Source organism: Psychromonas sp. SA13A (assembly GCF_011378715.1).
In the GTDB taxonomy this organism is placed as follows: Bacteria; Pseudomonadota; Gammaproteobacteria; order Enterobacterales; family Psychromonadaceae; genus Psychromonas.
Map to the genome: position 1 here is coordinate 1 of NZ_WTKU01000036.1, position 14,456 is coordinate 14,456.

At 37.5% G+C, this 14,456-nt stretch carries 12 protein-coding genes; 6 read left to right on the forward strand and 6 right to left on the reverse strand.

Going from position 1 to position 14,456, the window contains the following annotated elements; all coding sequences use genetic code 11:
• The coding region (locus GQR44_RS19085; RefSeq protein WP_166371884.1) for an IS30 family transposase at positions 1-955 on the reverse strand (955 nt) is incomplete at its 3' end.
• A 246-nt stretch (positions 956-1,201) separates the two neighbouring features.
• On the opposite strand from GQR44_RS19085, the gene lexA reads away from it, so the two are divergent.
• Positions 1,202-1,831 carry a transcriptional repressor LexA gene (gene lexA / locus GQR44_RS19090; RefSeq protein WP_166373275.1) on the forward strand — a complete coding sequence of 210 codons (630 nt, stop codon included), beginning with the start codon at positions 1,202-1,204 and terminating at the stop codon, positions 1,829-1,831.
• A gap of 52 nt (positions 1,832-1,883) precedes the next feature.
• Entirely contained in the window at positions 1,884-2,555 is a 672-nt protein-coding gene (locus tag GQR44_RS19095; RefSeq protein WP_240923756.1) for an SCO family protein, read from the forward strand.
• Between the two features lie 265 nt (positions 2,556-2,820).
• Here the strand turns inward: GQR44_RS19095 and GQR44_RS19100 are convergent, their stop codons facing one another.
• Positions 2,821-3,306: a GNAT family N-acetyltransferase gene (locus GQR44_RS19100; protein ID WP_166373277.1), complete on the reverse strand. Its 486-nt coding sequence runs from the start codon at positions 3,304-3,306 to the stop codon at positions 2,821-2,823.
• A gap of 276 nt (positions 3,307-3,582) precedes the next feature.
• Here GQR44_RS19100 and metA point away from each other — a divergent pair, with 276 nt between their 5' ends.
• A complete protein-coding gene (metA, locus tag GQR44_RS19105) occupies positions 3,583-4,500 on the forward strand; it encodes a homoserine O-succinyltransferase (protein ID WP_166373279.1) in 918 nt (305 codons plus the stop codon).
• A gap of 875 nt (positions 4,501-5,375) precedes the next feature.
• Positions 5,376-9,059 carry a methionine synthase gene (gene metH, locus GQR44_RS19110; protein WP_166373281.1) on the forward strand — a complete coding sequence of 1,228 codons (3,684 nt, stop codon included), beginning with the start codon at positions 5,376-5,378 and terminating at the stop codon, positions 9,057-9,059.
• A 54-nt stretch (positions 9,060-9,113) separates the two neighbouring features.
• On the opposite strand, the gene GQR44_RS19115 is transcribed toward metH, so the two are convergent.
• On the reverse strand, positions 9,114-9,737 hold the full coding sequence (locus GQR44_RS19115) for a LysE family translocator (protein WP_205963131.1): 624 nt from the start codon (positions 9,735-9,737) through the stop codon (positions 9,114-9,116).
• A 138-nt stretch (positions 9,738-9,875) separates the two neighbouring features.
• Between GQR44_RS19115 and GQR44_RS19120 the strand changes: the two genes are divergently transcribed.
• Positions 9,876-10,340 (forward strand): Lrp/AsnC family transcriptional regulator, encoded by a 465-nt coding sequence (locus tag GQR44_RS19120; protein WP_166373285.1) that lies wholly within the window; start codon positions 9,876-9,878, stop codon positions 10,338-10,340.
• A 156-nt stretch (positions 10,341-10,496) separates the two neighbouring features.
• Here the strand turns inward: GQR44_RS19120 and GQR44_RS19125 are convergent, their stop codons facing one another.
• The gene (locus GQR44_RS19125) at positions 10,497-11,345 is read right to left on the reverse strand and encodes a LysR family transcriptional regulator (RefSeq protein ID WP_166373287.1); all 849 of its coding nucleotides are present in this window, start codon (positions 11,343-11,345) and stop codon (positions 10,497-10,499) included.
• Positions 11,346-11,474: 129 nt separating this feature from the next.
• Between GQR44_RS19125 and GQR44_RS19130 the strand changes: the two genes are divergently transcribed.
• A complete protein-coding gene (locus GQR44_RS19130) occupies positions 11,475-12,662 on the forward strand; it encodes a YbfB/YjiJ family MFS transporter (protein ID WP_166373289.1) in 1,188 nt (395 codons plus the stop codon).
• Positions 12,663-12,705: 43 nt separating this feature from the next.
• On the opposite strand, the gene tusA is transcribed toward GQR44_RS19130, so the two are convergent.
• Both tusA and GQR44_RS19140 read right to left on the reverse strand, forming a co-directional pair.
• The gene (gene tusA, locus GQR44_RS19135; protein WP_166373291.1) at positions 12,706-12,948 is read right to left on the reverse strand and encodes a sulfurtransferase TusA; all 243 of its coding nucleotides are present in this window, start codon (positions 12,946-12,948) and stop codon (positions 12,706-12,708) included.
• Between the two features lie 347 nt (positions 12,949-13,295).
• On the reverse strand, positions 13,296-14,315 hold the full coding sequence (locus GQR44_RS19140; RefSeq protein ID WP_166373293.1) for a hypothetical protein: 1,020 nt from the start codon (positions 14,313-14,315) through the stop codon (positions 13,296-13,298).
• Positions 14,316-14,456: the final 141 nt, after the last annotated feature.

Genomic DNA, 14,456 nt, shown 5'->3' on the forward strand with positions numbered 1-14,456 from the left:
CCATATGTTCAGCCATTAATTTGGCTGGCGTATTGTAATCTAATTTCTTTCTTGGTCTGTCATTGAGTTTCAATATTACCTCTTTTACTAATGAATTCGATACTTTTTTAAAGTCGGTAGATTTGGGCCAATATTGTCTTAACAAACCATTTGTATTTTCATTCAAACCACGTTGCCATGAACAGTATGGGTCTGCAAAATAGACTGCACACTTTAATTTTTTGGTTAACTCTTCGTGATAAGCGAACTCTTTACCGTTATCAGCGGTGATGGTTAATACTGCATTTTTAAATGGTTTTAATAATGCAAGTGTGGCCGCAGTGACAGTCTTTGCTGACTTATCATCAATACGTGTCGATACTGTAAAACGCGTTTTACGCTCAACAATAGTCACTAATGCGCCGCTGTGCCCTTTACCAATGACTAAATCTATTTCCCAATCACCAACTCGGCTACGTGTATCAACGATATTAGGTCGCTCATCAATACTGACGCGGTTCTTGATAAAACCTCGACCAGCTTGTTTATCTTTATTGCGCGCTTGGTAAGCCTTGCCTTTTCGACGCAGATATTGGAATAATTGACCACCACTCCGCTTATTGGAGCAAATATGTTGGTAAATAGTTTCATCGCTAATACTGGTACCATGCTCTTTCTTAAGCCATCCTGAGATTTGGTCAGGACTCCATTTTTCACCTAGTTTTACATTTATTAATGCAATCAGAGTAGATGTCATTTTAATCGCTTTACGCGCTTCAATACGCCTTTTAACTGCAGCTTGTTGGGCCTGGTTAATTCGATAACCTCGCTTACCTGTATTGCGAGAAAGCTCCCTACTAAGCGTTGATTGATTCACATTCAGTTGTTTAGCTATTTTATTTTGACTCATGCCTATTTTCTTTAGCGCATAAATCTGGCATCGTTGTTCGTAGGTCAGTTGTTTATATGTTTTCATTGTTGCATCTCTTGCCGGAGAAAAAGCGATAAGCATATATTCAGCTGACCGTCTTTTCTACCAATTCAAGTTATGCACTTATGATCTGAATCCAAGATAGATTTAAAGTCATTAATCTATTCAAACTAATATTCACCGTATAAATTCCTATAAAAACCACGTGAAAGAGAAAACAGACCCTAGTAATTATCCATGTATAAATATACACTGTGTTTGTTTACAGTTTATTATTGCTTGGAGTTCATAATGAAAGAATTAACCAAACGCCAAGGCGAAGTCTTAGACGTTATTAAAGATCAGATTGCAAAAACTGGCATGCCTCCTACGCGTGTCGAATTAGCGAAAATACTTGGGTTTAAAAGCGCCAATGCAGCAGAAGAGCATTTGAAAGCTTTAGCGCGTAAAGGTGCAATTGAAATATTGTCAGGCACCTCTCGTGGTATTCGTGTTGTTAGCGACCATAAAGATAATGAAATAGTGGCCGATGAAGGTTTACCTTTAATCGGTAAAGTCGCTGCTGGTGAACCTATTCTTGCTCAAGAGCATGTAGAAGCACATTACGATGTAGACCCCGCATTATTTCATCCCGCGGCAGATTTTTTACTGCGCGTTGAAGGCGAAAGCATGAAAGATATTGGTATTATGGATGGCGATTTATTAGCGGTGCATAAAACCCAAAATATAAACAATGGTCAAGTTGTTGTTGCGCGTGTTGAAGATAATGTCACCGTAAAACGTTTTTATCGCGACGGTAAGCAGATAACACTAAAAGCAGAGAATGCTTTATTTGACGTCATAAAGGTCGATTTAGAGTATCAATCTTTTGATATTGAAGGGATTGCGGTCGGTGTTATTCGTACTGCAGATTGGATGTAATTGGCAATTAGTGTTATTAATAACCATCTTCCAAACTTATAGTGTGAATTAAATGAAACGTTTAATAATAATTTTTAGTGCTCTGTTAATGATTTTATTTTTTATTATCGGTAGCACCCAATCTTTTCATTTAGTTCACAGTAAAACTACTACTAAAACTAGCACTAAAAATAGTGCCTTAGTGTTACAACAGACACGCCAGCCACTACCTGAATTTGCCTTTGAAAAAGCTGGGAAAGTCGCTTTTACAAACCAATCCTTAAAAGGTAAGTGGACCTTATTTTTTGTTGGTTATACTTATTGCCCCGACGTTTGTCCAACCACGTTAGCAGACCTAGACCGTATTTATCCAAGCTTAGCCAATGATCAAAATACAACCACACAAGTTGTATTTATTTCCGTTGACCCTAATCGAGATAAAGCAGAACAACTGGCAGATTATGTGCACTATTTTAATAAAGAATTTATTGGCGTAACCAGTACCCATAAACAACTTTGGCCATTTGTCACTCAATTAGGTTTAATTTATAGTTTGGTTGAAGAGGGCGAAACAGATGATTTTTATTTAGTTGACCATAGTGCTTCCATTGTTTTAATTAATCCCGAAGGTGAGTTTCATGCCACGTTTAAATCAACAATTAATGCACAGGGCATTAATCATGTTGATATGGATTTAATGGTTGAAGACATTAAAGCAATACAGGCTAACTACCAAAAGCGCTAATGTATTTAGTCAGCTTTTTGATCGCGACTAAATCAGTAGGGCTGTTTACCGTTTAGTTGATCAATCAGCTAAACAGTAGGTAACAGCAATTCCACTTAATAGCTGATCTATCTTGTTGATTAAACTGTATCACTTCTGCGTTAGACACTTTGCAAAGTGCTCAACCATATGATCCGTAACTAGATTGATTCATTTTTCTGTTCAATATCAGATCATATACTGAATGTAATTAACGCTATAAAAGCTATCTTTAGATGAGAGCCGTTTATAATTTTTTTGTCCAAAATAATGCACTACCAAACTCAGGATCAAGCTGATAATCAGAAAAGCCAAGACGCTGATAAGCTTTACAAGCAATGGCATTACCACTTAATACTTCTAACGTTATTTTGCAGCAATCTTGCTGTTTTGCGACTTCTTCAATTTTTTCAAATAAATGTTTAGTAAGGCCTTGGCCTCTAAAATCATTGTGTACGACAACATCATGAATATTAAATAATGGTTTACAGGCAAAAGTAGAGAAGCCTTCTATCGCTGTTAATAATGCAGCTGGATGGTTACCACTAAAAATTAAAACAATAAAAACATCATTTCTAGCAAGCAAGTTTGTGATTAAATTCTCTTTAGCAAAGTCACTCAAGTCTTCACCTCCACCCATTGGATCACAAGCATAATGCGACATTAAGCTTAAATAAGCCTGTGCATGTTGTGCATTATTTAAGTCCGCTACAACCGTTTGAATATTAAGCATTACTATTCCTTTTGTTTTTAATTATTGGTGTTTTTTTAGTCTAACTAATGTATCGAACTTATTCTACATAAAGTGAAGATAAGGTCGTGGAAGCATTAGCCGCACTAAAAATCGTGAAGGATCAACATAGAGAATAGTTAACTTTTGATAAGAAATAAGGTACTAAAAGTACAGGTGAAAAATAAATACAGGTGCTAAATTAGATTTAAGTATTTAAAAAAGTTATTTTAATGTTAGACTTCTAGATGTCTAAAAGGCCATTTTAAGGAAGTAATTATGCCAATTCGTATTCCAGATGATTTACCTGCATCAAGTATTTTAAAATCTGAAAATATTTTTACGATGTCAGAAACACGAGCTAGCCACCAGAACATTCGTCCTCTACGCGTTCTGATCCTTAATTTAATGCCTAAAAAAATTGAAACTGAAACGCAACTCATGCGTTTATTGTCTAATACACCCTTACAAGTTGATATTGAACTGTTACGAGTGGATGCCAGAGCAACACGAAATACGCCGCAAAAGCATTTAGATAAGTTCTACGGTGATTTTGAGCGGATCAAAAATCAAAAATGGGATGGCTTTATTATTACTGGTGCGCCACTAGGCACCATTCCATTTGAAAATGTATATTACTGGGAAAAGTTCACGGAAATAGTTAACTGGTCTCGCCATAACGTTACCTCAACGCTATTTTTATGTTGGGCTGCACAAGCCGCATTAAACATACTTTATGGGTTAGAGAAAGAGACCCGTGATGATAAGCTCTCTGGTATCTATTCACATCGAACGTCATATCATCATCACCCATTAGTAAGAGGATTTGACGATGAATTTTGGGCTCCATTATCTCGTTATGCTGAATTTAATAGTCGCACCATTAAAGACAAAACAGATTTAACAGTATTTGCAGATGCACCTGATGCGGGAGTCTATCTTGCGGCAAGTCCTGATTGTCGTCAGGTTTATATCACTGGGCACCCTGAATACGATGCAAATACATTAAATAATGAATATTTACGAGACCTCGAAGAAGAGTTAGATCCGGTCATGCCGATTAACTATTATCCGAATGATGATGAGAATGAAATTCCACATGCAATTTGGCGTAGCCATGGAAATCTCTTATATAGCAATTGGTTAAATTACTGTGTTTATCAGGTAACGCCATACGATCTCAGTGACTTAATATAAATTTTGTAAATAATTTATAAAGATGAAAAGTAGTACTGGAAAAGGTAAAAAGCTCTCCTATAATTATTAGTAGCTAAGAGAGCTTAAGAGGAGTAAAGTCAAAGATAGGCAATGCTTCTGCGCAGTTAGCAGGTTGGTTATTCAGGAAGCCTAGTTGTTAAAAGCAGCTTCACAATTGCATTAAATGCACTTGACCAATTTAAGCATTTTCACGTTAACAAACATAAAACGGAGGTATAAGATTATTTTAAATTTTACTCGTACCAGTGTACTAAAACCGTATCAAAAACTGAGTTATTAATTTAAACACTCACCTACCCAACGGGGTAACTAGATACAGTTTTAGAAGTTAATACTGGTTGTATTCATTAATACAGGAGGATTAATTATTTTTACGTTTTATCATTTTATTGAAAGTGGGTGTCAGAGTTAGGAGTTTACATTAGTTAACTCATTGCCAACGGGCGTTTCTAACATTCACTTTTATCAAATTAGATAGTGGATTATTTGTAAAGTTTTACTAATATCAAGTGAGTTTTTATTATCGATATTAGTACCCCTTTTAATAGTCACAACTCAATTGTTCTTTATATTTTAAAGCGAGCTAAGCAGCTCGCTTTTTTTATATACAATTTTTACGATTCGATTGAAATCTTCCGCTTTAAGCTAATCCGTTTTTTCTGCACAGCATAGATCACTCACCTAATATAATTGCTATTACTTTAGTGAATATATGACCTGTTTCAACCATCAAAAAATTCATAATTTATAACAGAATATTTCAAGATAGAAATGGCTTTGAAAGGTTATGAGTACAAGTTTTATGCTATTATTCACCCTCATTTTTTACTCAGAAAAAAGTAGCAGGGAACTCTATGTCGATAAGTGATCGTAGTGCATTAATTAAAGCACAGTTAGAAAAGCACATTCTTCTGATCGATGGTGGTATGGGAACCATGATCCAGGACCATAAATTTGAAGAAGCTGACTTTCGTGGCGAACGTTTTAAAGACTGGAAAAGCGACTTAAAAGGCAATAACGATCTATTAGTTTTAACGCAGCCAGAAGTAATTGCTAATATTCACCGTGAATATTTAGATGCGGGTGCAGACATTCTTGAAACCAATACATTTAACGCAACAACCATTGCTATGGCTGATTATGCGATGGAATCTATTTCTGCTGAAATCAATTATGAAGCCGCACGTATTGCGCGTCGTGTTGCCGATGAAAAAACCGATGAAACACCTGACCGTCCTCGTTTTGTCGCGGGTGTATTAGGTCCAACAAACCGTACTTGTTCAATCTCTCCTGATGTTAATGATCCTGCTTTTCGTAACGTTACTTTTGACGAACTGGTTGTTGCTTACATTGAATCGACTAAAGCCTTAATTAAAGGTGGTAGTGACTTAATTCTGATTGAAACTATCTTTGATACTTTAAACGCAAAAGCCGCTGTTTTTGCAGTTGAAACGGTATTCGAAGAGCTCGGTTATAAAATTCCTGTGATGATTTCTGGTACGATCACCGATGCATCGGGTCGTACATTATCAGGTCAAACAACAGAGGCCTTCTACAATTCATTGCGTCATGCAGAGCCCCTAACATTCGGTTTAAACTGTGCTTTGGGCCCCGATGAGTTACGCCAATATGTGCAAGAAATGTCGCGTATCTCAGAAACTTATGTTTCTGCACATCCTAATGCCGGTTTGCCAAATGCCTTTGGTGAATATGACTTAGAAGCCGATGAAATGTCGGTGCATATTAAAGAGTGGGCTGAAAGTGGCTTTTTAAATTTAGTGGGCGGTTGTTGTGGTACAACGCCTGCGCATATTAAGGCGATGGCTGATGCCGTTGCGGGTATCAAACCGCGTGAATTACCAGAGATTGAAGTTGCTTGTCGTTTAAGTGGTTTAGAGGCATTAACTATTCGCTCTAGCTCACTTTTTCAAAATGTTGGTGAGCGAACAAACGTAACGGGTTCTGCCCGTTTTAAACGTTTAATTAAAGATGAATTATACGATGAAGCGCTTGAAGTCGCCTTGCATCAAGTAGAAGCAGGCGCAGATATTATCGATATTAATATGGATGAAGCGATGCTTGATTCATTATTTGCGATGAAGCGTTTCTTAAACCTATGTGCTTCTGAACCTGATATTTCACGTGTGCCAATCATGGTCGATTCTTCTAAATGGGAAATTTTAGAGGAAGGCCTTAAGTGTGTTCAAGGTAAAGGTATCGTTAACTCAATCAGTATGAAAGAGGGCGTTGATAACTTTATTCACCAAGGCAAATTGATTCGTCGTTATGGTTTTGCCGTAATTGTGATGGCCTTTGATGAAGATGGACAGGCAGATACACGCGAGCGTAAATATGAAATTTGTAAGCGTTCTTATGACATTTTAGTTAACCAAGTTGGCTTTCCACCGGAAGATATCATTTTTGACCCTAATATTTTTGCTATTGCCACGGGGATCGAAGAGCATAATAACTATGCTGTAGACTTTATTGAAGCAGTGAAAGATATTAAAGATAACTTACCTCATGCAATGATTTCTGGCGGTGTCTCAAACGTATCTTTCTCATTCCGTGGTAACAATCCTGTACGTGAAGCGATTCACGCTGTATTTCTTTATTACTGTATTCAAAACGGAATGGATATGGGGATCGTAAACGCTGCACAGCTTGCGATTTATGATGATATTCCCAAAGAATTAAAAGATGCCGTTGAAGATGTGGTGTTAAATAAACATGCTAATGGCACAGATGCTTTATTAGAACTTGCAGAAAAATACCGTGGTGATGGTGCTGAAAAAGCAGACGAAACCAAAGTATTAGAATGGCGTAGCCTGCCCGTTAATGAACGTATTGCACATGCATTAGTTAAAGGCATTACAGAATTTATTGAAGAAGATACTGAAATAGCACGTCAAAATGCCGATATGCCAATCGAAGTGATTGAAGGGCCATTGATGGATGGTATGAATATCGTTGGAGACCTGTTCGGCGAAGGTAAAATGTTCTTACCGCAAGTGGTTAAATCTGCGCGAGTAATGAAGCAAGCTGTTGCTTATTTAAATCCATTTATTGAAGAAACTAAAGCAGTGGGTGCGACCAACGGTAAAGTAGTGATGGCAACCGTAAAAGGAGATGTACACGATATTGGTAAAAATATCGTAGGTGTTATTTTACAATGTAATAACTATGAAATTATCGACTTAGGTGTAATGGTACCCACTGAGAAAATCATTAAAACTGCGTTAGAACATAATGCGGATCTGATCGGGTTATCTGGTTTAATCACTCCATCATTAGATGAAATGGTGTACGTAGCAAAAGAGATGCAACGCCAAGGATTAACGATTCCATTATTGATCGGCGGCGCAACCACGTCGAAGGCACATACGGCAGTTAAAATTGAACAAAATTACGATCAACCCGTGGTCTATGTATCGAATGCTTCACGTGCAGTAGGTGTATGTCAAAAATTATTGAATCCAAAGCATAAACCTGAATTTGTTGAAAAATTGAATTTAGATTATGACCGCGTTCGAGTACAGCATGCCAATAAACGCCCACGCAGTGCACCGATTGGTTTAACACAAGCACGTGCTAATGGTGCTAAATTAGATTGGGTAAATTACAAACCTACTGTGCCTAATCAATTGGGTGTGCAAGTAGTAAAAAATATGTCGATTAATGTATTACGTGACTATATCGATTGGACACCATTCTTCATGACGTGGGGATTGGCAGGTAAATATCCACGCATCTTAAAAGATGAAGTCGTAGGTGAAGAAGCGACACGCCTGTTTGCAGACGCACTCGCTATGTTAGACACGGTTGAAGCTGCCGGTGAAATTAGTGCATCGGGTATTGTGGGCATTTTCCCTGCAAATCGTGTTGACGATAATATTGAAATTTATAGCGATGAAACACGCACTGAAATCTTGCAAGTGAGTCATCAATTACGTCAACAAACAGAGAAAAAGCCACCCTTTGTGAATCACTCTTTAGCTGATTACATTGCACCTAAGTCATCAGGTGTCGCGGATTATATTGCAGCTTTTGCTGTAACAGGCGGGATTGGTGAGCGTGAAGTTGCTGAACGATATAAAGCAGATAATGACGATTATAATGCTATTTTAGTGCAAGCTGTTTGTGACCGTTTAGCTGAAGCTTTCGCTGAATATTTACATCAAAAAACGCGTAAAGAGTATTGGGGTTTCGCCGCAGATGAGACTTTAGACAACGACGATTTAATTCGTGAAAAATACCAAGGTATTCGTCCTGCACCAGGTTATCCTGCATGCCCAGAACACAGTGAAAAAGCAGTGATTTGGGATTTAATGAATGTAGAGCAAGAAATTGGAATGGAATTAACATCAAGTTACGCCATGTACCCAGGTGCAGCTGTTTCGGGATGGATTTTCTCTCATCCTGAAAGTCGTTATTTTGCGATTGCTGGTATTCAACAGGATCAAGTAGAAGACTATGCACAACGCAAAGGGTGGGATTTACAAACTGCTGAGCGTTGGTTAGGGCCTAATATCGGTTAATATTTATAGATAGTGAACAATACCGGCAGTAACAGGCCGTATTGTTCATTATTGCTAAGTTAATATTAACCAAACTCCAACGCCGATCATTAAACTGCCTGATATACGGTTAATTAAACGTACATTTTCGGCACTAGCTAATAAATATTTCAACCCTTTACCACCTGCTGCATAGAGTGACATACAAATAAATTCAAAGGTCAAAATAATGCCCACGAGAATGAGCATTTGTTGTGCTAAAGGTTGCTCATTATTGATAAATGGTGGCAACAGTGAGATCATAAAAGCCCAACCTTTTGGGTTGGCAATCGCAGTAATAAAACCTTGCATAAAAAGGGCTTTATTATGCTGCTTTTTGGTGGGGTTATTTTCCGTACCAATTGCTAATTTCCCCTTTGATTGCAACATCATCACACCCAAGTACAAAAGATAGGTTGCTCCGATAAATTTAAAAATAGTAAATAGCCACGGATAGCTGCTAATTACCGAAGCCACTCCGATAATAGTCGCAGTAGCAACCAGCCCAATACCAATGATCTCACCTAACATCATCCATAAAGTACGTTTATAGCCAATTCTCATCCCTAAACTTAAGGCTAATGTCATACACATTCCAGGGGTGATAGACACAAAAAAGAAGGTTGGAATAAAGACACCTAAAATCGCTAAACTCATCATTTTTCCTTTGTAATATAAATAGTAATAACAGGCATAAATGTAACGTGATAGCGATAAGAGTGTCCTAGCAAAATAACCTTGCTGGAATACGTTTAATGCAACTATAATTGCACTAAAATCCATAAAAGGCTGTAAATCATGCATGATGTACCATTAGATGGATATGATATTCGCATTCTGAACTTTTTATTAGAGGATAGCCAAATTCCTCGTTTGGAGCTGGCAGAGAAAGTGGGTTTATCTTCCTCACAGTGTTTTCGCCGCTTAAAAAGATTGGAAGAAGTTGGTATTATTGAGCGCTACGCAGCTGTTTTAAATAAAGAAAAAGCAGGCTTAGAGATCACCGCTTCTATTATGGTGCAATATAGAAAGAGCGAAGTAAACGCGCGAGAGAAAACTCTTGAGTTAATTCAAGATACGTCGGAAATCTACGAATGTTATTCGATCACGGGAGAATATGACTTTATGTTGCGAGTACATTGTAAAAGAATGAATGAATTTAATGTTTTAGTGAATAAAACTTTCCAAACCAGTTTTATTTCAGGTTTGCACTCTTACATGTTGTTGTCTTGTTTTAAGAGCAAACAAAACCTAACGTTGTAAATAATTTTAACGCGGAATACGTAAGGTCATATAAAACCACCTCAAAAGGAAAAATTTGAACCACCAGTAAGGGGTTCTAAGGCATATCGTTTTATTGTAAAACTCGACAGCTTTATCCATATCGCCAACCATCAAGGTTGAACTGTAGTGATACAGTTATTTAGCGTAGCTAGTATCGGTTAGCAGTTTTGCTAGCGTCAAAATCCCGGATTCTAAAGGGCTATCTTTACGATAAACAATCGACAACTGCACATATGATGGACCATGGCTGACCGGTGTCATGACAAGTGATTTTTCATAGCGACTGCCAACCACCATGTTTTTGCCAATAATGGTGTAACCTAACCCCGCTGCGACACAACCTAAAATACCGTCTGCACTGCTCATTAACATTAGCTCATCGTTATCTCGCTCTGCCTCCAATCGCCACATAATTGCGTGTTTTCTATAACCGCAGCCTGGATCACGAACAAATAGCACTGGGTCATATTCACTATCTAGTGAGGTCACCATTATTAGTTCTTCCTTCACAACAGGAATCACAACAAGCTTCTCATGTTGAGGTGCATTACCAATAGCGGCACAATCAACTTTATTATTAAGCACAGAAAAAACCAGTTTATCGCTGGTATCAGTATAAATTTTAGTTCTGATTTGAGGGTGATTTTGCTTCAGCTTTTTAAGGGCCAGTGGCATATGAACAGCTGCGAAGGTTTCTGGCATACCGACCCTTAATTCGTAATTTTCTTTATTACGTAAAATGACGGTGGTGGCTTCATATTCTAGCTGTAGAATTTGATCTGCATAGTTGTAAAGCGCTTGACCGCTTAGTGTTAAATGTAGTTTCCGACCAATGATATTAAACAGTTTTGTATCTAACTCTGTTTCAAGTTTTTTAATTCTATTAGTAATATTGGACTGAACCGTATGTAGTTTATCAGCGGCACCTTTAATTCCTTCTTCATCAACAACTGCTTTAAAGGTTCTTAGGGTCAAAATTTCCATATTAGTCCTCATACTTAAATAATAAATAGTTCTTATAATAAGAAGTATTTATTCTAAATAATTCAATTTTTAAGATTAATAGGTTGGCGTATGCTGTGTTGATAATTTTCACAATAAAGAGTCATGACAATGTTAATGGAGTTAACAAAAGTTCGTGTATATTTCGCTGGTATCTGTAGTTTAATTGTTACCGTTGGCGTGGCTCGATTTTCATATAGTCTTTTATTACCGATAATGCAGGATAATGCAGGCTTAACTGAGATTGGTGGAAGCTGGTTAGCGACGACTAATTTTATGGGCTACATGTTCGGTGTTTTATTGGCTGCTAACCTGCATAATCTCCACTACAAATATAATTTACATCGAATTTATCTGATATTAAGTGTTGTTACTTCTGCTTTGATGGTGATCACAACTGACATCGTTATTTGGTCTGTATTACGTTTTATTGCTGGTGTCTGTGCTTCAGGCGGTTTTATTATTGCATCTGGTTTGATATTAAAATGGTTAGTTAAAAATAATCATCGTGCTGAGTTAGGTGTTCACTTCTCTGGTGCTGGAGTCAGTATTATTGTGACATCGTTATTGGTGGAAATGATGGTTGTTATGTCTGCTGACTGGCAGCAGCAATGGCTCGCATTAACTGTGATGGCGGTAATATTCTCTATTCCAGCTTGGTTATGGATACCCCATCCCTTTGTCGATGGTCAAATAGACAGTGACATTAAAGATAACCCTCCTACTAAAACCTTCAAATCACTAATGATGTTGTCTTATTTTTGTGCCGGGTACGGTTATGTTGTTAGCTCTACTTTCATTGTTGATATTGTCGAGGATATTGAAGGTTTACAAGGGCTGGGGGGATTTGCTTTTCTATTGGTTGGCGTTGCCGCCATGCCTGCCCCTTTTATATGGGATCGAATTGCACGCAGTACTGGTTATCTTAAAGCATTAATTGCGGCATATATTCTACAGGCGATAGGGATCCTGCTTCCTGTATTTAGTGATAGTGCTGCTGTTATTATATTAAGCGTTCTGTTGTTCGGAGGTACTTTTATCGCTTGTGTTAGCCTCGTGCTGACCATGGCTGGTAAGTTTTATCCAAGTAATCCTGCTAAGTTCATGGGGACAATGACCTTAGCTTATGGTGCTGCACAAATTATTGCACCTATCTCTACTGGATACCTTACCGAAGCTTTTGGTAGCTATGATATTGGACTATCTCTATCTGCTGCTGTAGTGATAGTTGGGGCAATATTTTTGTATAGGTTGTTAAATAATAAAATTAATGTCGAAGCGAAGGTGCTTGTTAATTAATATATTTATTAATTAAGGCATTTGTTAATTAGCTCGCTGTTTATTACTTCAATCCTTTTTTGATCAGATAGCGGTAAGGCAGTGTTTCAATTTGCGCTTCTACTAATTGATGCTCCATAAAGCGACAAAAACTTGGGATGTCACGGGTTGTTGCTGGATCATCGGCAATAATTTCTAATAAATCACCCGCTTCTAATTTACGGACCGTTTTCCTGATCACCATAACCGGTTCAGGGCAGCGTAAACCTAATGCATCAAGTTGTTGTATAACTGTATTTTCTGTCATCTTGTTACCGAATACTAATCAAAACGTAATATTAACATATCCACTATTACCTAAACCACTATAAAAATCGATGTCATCAGTGGGCTATAAACATAAGACGATGAAGATGAAACTAATAGGAAAGAACGTTATTTTAGAGATCGAGTAACTAAGGTTAGTATTTAATGGATATCTAATTGACGTAAAATGACATGTAATTGGCATTTAATCGGTAGTTAAAGCGAAAGTTAAAGCCAATAAAAACGCAGAGCATTAAAGTTACAGTTAACCTAAATGCTCCCGTTGTCGTTTATACATAAATAAACTAAGTGAACGCTTTCTTATTGCTGCTTACTCAATAAAGTAAATTATTGAGTAACGCTGGTTCTTAGTAAAATTTTATTATCTAAACTTAAATTTGAAGACCAAATGAATTGAGCATCATTCATCTTGCTATTAAGAGTGTCATCAAAAATATCAGTGAAATTTGTGTATGATTTTTTATTGTCTACACCCACTGTCTCGTTACTAAATACAGTCGCTGATGGCCACTGACTATCATCATAACCTTGTTTTTCCCAACCCGTTGGCATAGCCCAATGTACGCCATAAAGTATTGAAGCATCGTCAGTGCCTTCAATAGTACAACCAGTCGATAAGCGGGAATGACCTGATTCAGATAAACAGCTTAAATCTGAAATAGGAGCCGTATAGTAAGTTTGTGCTTTCCAGTTGTTGTCAGTAATTGCTACAACCTTATCATTGTTATCTTTAAATACTGCGACAAAACCACCATCACCTGGGTGCGCCTTACGACCACGATTATCTTCGGTACCTGTTCCTAAATTTTCCTCCCAATCAACCGCTAATATTGCAATATCAAAAGGTTTATTCACTTTAAACTGAACAATATTCGAGTTAAATTGCGTAAAAGGGACTGGGTCTTTGCCGACAGCAACACCATTTATATACATTTCAAAGTAGTTATCTGCAAAGATGTAAGCGGTGATCACTTCGCCATCAGCGTCAACTTCTATAATGTCTGTGTCATTTAATGCTGCGGTAGCGGCTTTACCATTAGGGTATTGATCGCCATAGTCATTATATAAATCAGCAGCAAAGGGCATTGCATCATTTGTATAGTTTACAACGGCAGGTACTGTCCACGTTGTTGCACCATCAATGCTCTTAATCGATCCGATAGCAGCCACTCGGCCACCTTGTGTAAAAAGATTCGTGACGGTGGACTCTGCTATACCATAGGTAAGGGAGCCAGAGCCTTTGTAATCACTTGCTTTTGTGGTAACTGAGTTGCTCTCAGCGTGGCTATTACAGCCCTGTAAAAATAAAGTTAAATATACAAAAGTGCATGCTAAAGGGTATTTCATAACTTAAACCTTTCTAATATTAGTACATCTCATGAGTAAACTAGATTGCTTTAATATTGCGTTTTTATTACACACAGAAAGCTATCTAACCATTAGTATTTGTAGGATATTAACATGGTTTAGCTCAATAAAATGTGTAAC

Excerpts from the sequence above, each read along its gene's own strand:
- lexA (WP_166373275.1), top strand. The coding sequence starts at position 1,202 with ATGAAAGAATTAACCAAACGCCAAGGCGAAGTCTTAGACGTTATTAAA.
- GQR44_RS19095 (WP_240923756.1), top strand. The coding sequence starts at position 1,884 with ATGAAACGTTTAATAATAATTTTTAGTGCTCTGTTAATGATTTTATTT.
- GQR44_RS19100 (WP_166373277.1), bottom strand. The coding sequence starts at position 3,306 with ATGCTTAATATTCAAACGGTTGTAGCGGACTTAAATAATGCACAACAT.
- metA (WP_166373279.1), top strand. The coding sequence starts at position 3,583 with ATGCCAATTCGTATTCCAGATGATTTACCTGCATCAAGTATTTTAAAA.
- metH (WP_166373281.1), top strand. The coding sequence starts at position 5,376 with ATGTCGATAAGTGATCGTAGTGCATTAATTAAAGCACAGTTAGAAAAG.
- GQR44_RS19115 (WP_205963131.1), bottom strand. The coding sequence starts at position 9,737 with ATGATGAGTTTAGCGATTTTAGGTGTCTTTATTCCAACCTTCTTTTTT.
- GQR44_RS19120 (WP_166373285.1), top strand. The coding sequence starts at position 9,876 with ATGCATGATGTACCATTAGATGGATATGATATTCGCATTCTGAACTTT.
- GQR44_RS19125 (WP_166373287.1), bottom strand. The coding sequence starts at position 11,345 with ATGGAAATTTTGACCCTAAGAACCTTTAAAGCAGTTGTTGATGAAGAA.
- GQR44_RS19130 (WP_166373289.1), top strand. The coding sequence starts at position 11,475 with ATGTTAATGGAGTTAACAAAAGTTCGTGTATATTTCGCTGGTATCTGT.
- tusA (WP_166373291.1), bottom strand. The coding sequence starts at position 12,948 with ATGACAGAAAATACAGTTATACAACAACTTGATGCATTAGGTTTACGC.
- GQR44_RS19140 (WP_166373293.1), bottom strand. The coding sequence starts at position 14,315 with ATGAAATACCCTTTAGCATGCACTTTTGTATATTTAACTTTATTTTTA.